The sequence below is a fragment of the Alteromonas sp. KS69 genome (genome assembly GCF_003989595.1).
GTDB classification, from domain to species: Bacteria; Pseudomonadota; Gammaproteobacteria; order Enterobacterales; family Alteromonadaceae; genus Alteromonas; species Alteromonas naphthalenivorans.
This window is the reverse complement of the sequence record NZ_PYHU01000075.1, coordinates 1-5,982: the sequence shown is the minus strand read 5'-3', so window position 1 is coordinate 5,982 and position 5,982 is coordinate 1. Positions and strand designations below refer to the sequence as shown.

Below are 5,982 nucleotides of genomic sequence, written 5' to 3'. Positions count from 1 at the left end.
GATTTTGGTTGACCACGTCATATAGCTCCTCAAGCCTCCTCAATTTTCTAGTATTTCTGGTTAGCCCCCGTTATAACGTTAATGGAACTGGACAAAAGGAAAGTATTGTGGCGGCTACTTAAAGCGTTCAAGTTCTACCGCAGTATCTGAATTATAGAGTTAGAGACGCGCCCAAAAATTTGCATGGTTGTAGGCAATCTCCCTCATCATGACTATTTCCTAAATTCTGCCGATGAACGGGCTATTCTAATTACAAATCAGCCTCAACTGTTTACCAATTCGCGAAAATCCATTATTCTCCATATTGGTTATGTTTAATGCTTAAGAAATGTTTAAATTCATATCAAAACTAATATTAGTGTTTACAGTGCTATCTGCCCTCGTCGGGCAAGCGATGGCTGTAGATACTATGAGTTTTGAAATGGATATTGATAACAAACATTACAATAGTAATTCTGAATCGAATTGCTCTACGAACATGAGCCATGGTATGAGAGTAGATTCTATAAGTTCCGAAAACGCTAGTATTAAAGATTGTTGCAACACTTCGGAATGCACATGCCCACCAGGTGGTTGTACTCATGCTCCCGTCCTTATAGCTTCCATGATGATTGTTCAACACCCAGTGGTGCCGGACGCTTCATTTGGCTTGTTCTTCCAACAGCCAGTTTCAGTAACTTCCTCACTTTTTCGCCCACCGATATTTGCCTAACACAGGGTCAGTGCGTCCAAATTTCACGCACAATTTGTTTTAGTTCCTGTTTATTATCTAGGTGCTAGCGTACCTATATGTGCCAGCTTTGTCTGGAGGCAAAAATGTTAAAAAAAATCATCTATCAAGCTGCGGTATTACTGCTAATTCTACCTAGTATTGCCATGGCAAATATCCACCATGGCGCAAACGACGTCTTCGAATTATTAGTTTATAAATCACCATCGTGTGGATGCTGCAAAAAATGGATAACCCATTTAGAAAACCAAGGATTTCAACTACGTACAAAGGACTTTCATAACTTGAGCGACATCAAGAACGAATACGGAATTTCGCCAAATCTTCGCTCTTGCCATACCGCTGTTACAGAAAATGGCTTTGTATTTGAAGGCCATGTCCCTTCTAAGTTTATAAAACGATTCTTGTTAGAAGAACATCCAAAGGCTATCGGGTTATCTGTTCCAGCTATGCCAGTAGGTTCACCCGGAATGGAAGTAGCAGAGCAGTTTATGCCTTATACCGTTTTCATTATATATCAAGATGGGAGCTACGAACCTTACGCGAAAGTAGAAAGCTACGACAGTCAATTCGATTGAAGTCAAAGTTAAACAAATAAATGCGCACTTTTGACAATCAAAGCAATTTTAATTTTAAAAACCGAATATTAACCAAAGATAGAGGTAATCATGAAAGCACTTGTTAAATCATTTGCAATATTTAGTGTACTGCTAAGCAGCGTGGCATTAGCACATGAGGCTATAGAAATTAAATCTAGCACACCAAGCAAAAATGCAATGTTGATGGAGGCCCCAATGGAACTATCAGTCAGCTTTACCAAGGGAGTTAGATTAATAAAAGTAGGTTTAAAAGATAGTGAAGGTGCGAAAGTTGATTTTGGCTTTGAACCTCCGAAAGAGGTTGCAACGGATTATTCTTGGACCTTACCTAAATTACGTCCAGGTTCATACAATGTTGAGTTCATCATGCTTGGCTCCGATGGGCACAAGATGAAAGATAGTTTTGGATTTATGGTGCACTAAAAAGGGGGATTCAGCTGTGGAAATGTATATCTGGAACACTGTAATTGTAGTGTCAAAGCTAATGTTTTATTTAGGTTTCGCGGCCACAGCTGGATATACATTTTTCTGGCGAGATATTAACGATAATAGCACAAATTATACAACGCCATCTTATAGCGCTGTATGGGTAAAGGTTTGTGTCTTTGTTGCGTTTATTTCTAATGCAGTGTGGTTTATCGCGAACACTGGAGCGATGGTAGAAGAGGGAATTCAAGGCGCACTTGACCCCTTTATGCTTAAGATAATGTTGAGTTCTCCTATCGGTGAAGTCACCTTGTATCGTGCGGGGGGGTTAGCCGTAGCTTTAATAACTATCTACTTGTTGAAATTTAAACCTCTTAAACCTTTCCTAAGGTTAAAGTCTTGCTTACTTGTGCTGTGTCTATTCACGCTCTCGTACACATTTACTTTAACTGGCCACGTTTCTGAATTAGGAAGTGTTGCTCGAATACTACTTATGGTTCACGTATTGGTTATGGCTTGGTGGTTTGGTGCATTAATTCCATTAAAGCTCTCCTGCCATTACCAGAGCTACGAAAAGCTTTATAAATTAATGGATAGGTTTGGTACGCAGGCGGCCGTATTGGTTACCTTATTATTATCTGCAGGCATTTGGCTAGCTCTTCAATTGGTAGGTAGTTTTGAAGGGTTATTTAGCTCCATATATGGGCAAACTCTTCTTGTTAAAATGTTCCTTGTAACTAGCATTCTAGCTATTGCTATACGGCACAAACTGAAATTAGTCCCAAAACTTAAAAGTGGCTCGGGAAGCGAAGCACTCTCAAAATCCATTTCATTAGAGTTAACAATAGCAGTTGCTATTTTAATCATTACTTCTGGGCTTACGAGCATTGTAGGTCCCGAGAGATAAAACTTAGAAGAGAAATTCAAATGAAAATTAAATTATTAGTCTTACTATTTATCATGCCCGTAATCATGAGTTTTGCTGCTAGTGCCCATGAAAAAGAACAACATGAGAAAGGTATGTTTAGTGGGTTAGATACGCCTGCAGCTAAAATAGTTATTGCATTCCATCACGCGCTTAATACGGGAGACAATATCACTGCGAAGAGCCTACTGGCGGATGATGTGACTATTTATGAAGGAGGCGGAGTTGAGAGGAGCGCAGATGAATATGCTCAACATCATATGAATTCAGATATGGAATATCTATCGTCAGTGACAAATAAAGCGTTGGAACATCAAGTCAAAGTTCTGGGCAATACAGCAATCTCCGCATCGCGGTTTCTGGTCAATGGGATGTTTAAGGGGGAAGAGAGAGACTACCAAAGTATGGAAACAATTGTCTTAATCAACACCGAAGGAGAGTGGAAAATCAAACATATTCATTGGTCAAATTGATTCGATTAACTACCCGAGAGAGCTCGTATGAAAAAATTTTTAATCATAATCATTTCGTCTCTGTTATCTTTCTTCACTTTCGCTCATGATAACAATGCAACTGATAAAGATCAGATAAAAGACATTATAAAGCAAATTGAATATGGCTGGGAGAATGGAGACGGTGCCCCCTTTAAAAAGCACTTTTTCGACTTTAAAGGCGCAAGATACTTTGAATCTGGCGGACAGAATGTAGGGTTAAGTGACTTGATAGAGCATCATGTTGAACCAGAAAAGGATGCCTTAGTTTTCTTAAGTTTAGATTTTTCTAACATTCAAACTCATGTAGAAGATGATTTTGCTTGGACACTCGTTGATACAACCGTTCAAGGAAAGGTTAGGAAGTCTGGAGAAACTTTCAACAAAACGGGGTTTCAAACCTTTCTTTTTAAAAAAGTTAACGGTGAGTGGCTGATAGTTCACACGCATTCCTCTAGTAGAAATCGTGCAAAAGACTAGCGAAATAAATGTATTGAAAGCTACTTTGGTAATATCAACGGTAGCTTTCCAGTTTGCTCAATATCAGAACCATCTCGGCTATCCTATTGCCAAAATGCCTTACACTTCATATTGGCACGAACTAAGCTTCCCGCCAGCCAATGAACCCTTATTATTCGTTTTTGCACAGATTTTTAATCAACATCGAATCCTTAAACACTTGTCCTCCCAACCTACATTTTGTTCCACATACGCTATTCTCAAAAGGTGCAGAGAAATATGAAAATCGTTTATTTTGGAAACGACTTATTCTCGAATTGTTTGTTACTTCTAATTAAAAATAGATTGAACATTGAACGCGTTTTTATAAACGATGTTCAGGAAAATGCGAGCTTCATCAAACGAATTTGTCGTAAATACAATATTGTTTATTCCACTGAAAAACCAAGTATCGTGACTCTTAAAGGATATTTAAATGACGAACAGACAGTCTTTGTTGTAGCCGATTACGGATACAAAGTACCCACAAACGAAATAAAATATGCGATTAATATCCACCCATCTTTACTACCCAAAAGTAGAGGCCCAACCCCACTCACCTACATTATCGACAACCCTGAGAACGCGGGTGTTAGCATTCATAAACTCACTGAGAAACTTGATGCAGGTAGCATCCTAATCCAAGAGAAATTTGAGGTCGAAAACAATGAAACGATTTCATCATTGATGGTCAAGTCTCAGTTACTCGCAGAAACTCTGTTAGAAGAATTACTTAATAACTTTAATGAGCTTTATAATAACGCCACACCTCAATTGGAAAAGCTAGCGTCATTCCAAAGTCTACCTCCAGTAAAAAGAAGGTTTGTAAATTGGGATCAAAACACCGCTCAATTTAGTCATGCCCTTCGACAGTATGGGCACTTTGGGATTCTTATTTCGTTAGATAACGCGTTATATATCGCAAATGATGTCGAAGTCACAACTTTCAGTCACGATTTCACGTGCGGTAGCATAATCTTTGAGGATGCACTAATTAAAAGCATTGCTATAAATGATGGCTATGTTGTACTTTCTAAGCGTAGTTTAAGGCTATATGAATCAAGAGTACTAAACTAGTTGATTACGGCTTTAATGTTTAAAGGTCCTAAGCACTTTTTTGTGTTGTGTTGATCTACGTCAAAGTAAGAATAACGGAATACCGCTACTATTCCCTTACTCACTGATGGAGTTTATTGTGTCAGGCATTTATAAGTGGTTTAAATTAGTACTAATAGCTGCGCTGCTTTCACAGCACGGCTTTGCTATGACGAACCCAATTAAATGTGATGGTCACGACACATCAGAATCTCATATGTCCTCAAATGATTCCTTATCAAGCGTAGAACATACTACTTTAAATAATCACACACTTCATTCAGAAAAGAACCAGGATGTACAGCACTGCGAAGGAAATGATCAATCGATATGCGCGTGCTGTATAGGTGCTTACTGTGCAACTTCTTTAACCCAATTTTGTATACTTTCAAATATTGAAATTCTGATAAGTGAAAACATTAAGCAAAGCTCATTTTCAGATATAAATATTACCCCTTTAATTGGTATACACTCTCCTCCCTTCCACCCTCCGATTAAGAGCTACACATAAACTCAGTGAGGCTTTTCTCTAAGTTTTCTTTACTAATCAATTGCAATCAAAGAATGTCTTAGACGATCAACTGCTTAATTAATATACATTAAGACACTGTTTGCTATCAGTAAACGAACAGCAAGTATTATCCGCCTCACTTAAAAACGCATTACATCTTAGAACCGAAAGTTTCACGAGTTACATGCCTATTGACCTGCGTCCCACACACAGGTTTAGCCTTTAGGTATAAGTAAAATTTTAGGTTAAAGACATCGGAACAACTATGAAAGTAAGAGAGATCGCAAGCGCCTTGGCTACAACGCCAGATACTGTTCGCTATTACACGCGCTTGCAGTTAATAACGCCGGCAAAATCTGACAATGGTTATAAATTCTATTCAACGAAAGATGCTTCCAGGTTGCGGTTTATATTAAGTGCAAGGCATTTAGGTTTTTCAGTTGAAGATATCAAGCAAATTCTCAGAGAAGCAGATAATGGAAAGACCGCTTGTCCCCTAGTTAGAACCTTAATTGCAAGAAGGCTAGCAGAAACAGAAAGACAATTTAAGGCAATGTTGTTACTCAGGCAAAATATGATGCTGGCAGTAAGGAAATGGGGAGCAATGGGTGACAAAGCCCCATCCTCACACGTGGTCTGTCATTTAATAGAAGAGTTTGAACACACCGTCCTGGAGGAAAACATAAATGACGTGGTCAACCAAAATC

The 5,982-nt window shown here is 38.6% G+C and carries 8 protein-coding genes; all 8 read left to right on the top strand.

The features are described from left to right. Nucleotides 1-328 precede the first annotated feature (328 nt). Complete coding sequence (locus C7Y69_RS22105; protein WP_139125468.1) at nt 329-712, top strand: CopL family metal-binding regulatory protein; 384 nt, start codon at nt 329-331, stop codon at nt 710-712. Between the two features lie 104 nt (nt 713-816). Beyond that, on the top strand, nt 817-1,308 hold the full coding sequence (locus C7Y69_RS21370) for a DUF411 domain-containing protein (RefSeq protein WP_014978038.1): 492 nt from the start codon (nt 817-819) through the stop codon (nt 1,306-1,308). 90 nt (nt 1,309-1,398) lie between these two features. Beyond that, nucleotides 1,399-1,752, top strand: a complete 354-nt coding sequence (locus tag C7Y69_RS21365) for a copper resistance protein CopC (protein WP_126874104.1) — start codon at nt 1,399-1,401, stop codon at nt 1,750-1,752. Between the two features lie 22 nt (nt 1,753-1,774). Next, nucleotides 1,775-2,662 (top strand): copper resistance D family protein, encoded by an 888-nt coding sequence (locus C7Y69_RS21360; RefSeq protein WP_231513155.1) that lies wholly within the window; start codon nt 1,775-1,777, stop codon nt 2,660-2,662. 20 nt (nt 2,663-2,682) lie between these two features. Next, nucleotides 2,683-3,153 carry a YybH family protein gene (locus C7Y69_RS21355; RefSeq protein WP_126874102.1) on the top strand — a complete coding sequence of 157 codons (471 nt, stop codon included), beginning with the start codon at nt 2,683-2,685 and terminating at the stop codon, nt 3,151-3,153. Nucleotides 3,154-3,180: 27 nt separating this feature from the next. Next, the gene (locus C7Y69_RS21350; RefSeq protein ID WP_015066037.1) at nt 3,181-3,651 is read left to right on the top strand and encodes a YybH family protein; all 471 of its coding nucleotides are present in this window, start codon (nt 3,181-3,183) and stop codon (nt 3,649-3,651) included. Between the two features lie 258 nt (nt 3,652-3,909). After that, nucleotides 3,910-4,746, top strand: a complete 837-nt coding sequence (locus tag C7Y69_RS21345) for a formyltransferase family protein (RefSeq protein ID WP_015066038.1) — start codon at nt 3,910-3,912, stop codon at nt 4,744-4,746. A 794-nt stretch (nt 4,747-5,540) separates the two neighbouring features. After that, nucleotides 5,541-5,982, top strand: a 442-nt coding sequence (locus tag C7Y69_RS21335) for a MerR family transcriptional regulator (protein WP_126874101.1), incomplete at its 3' end; no start/stop codon positions are given.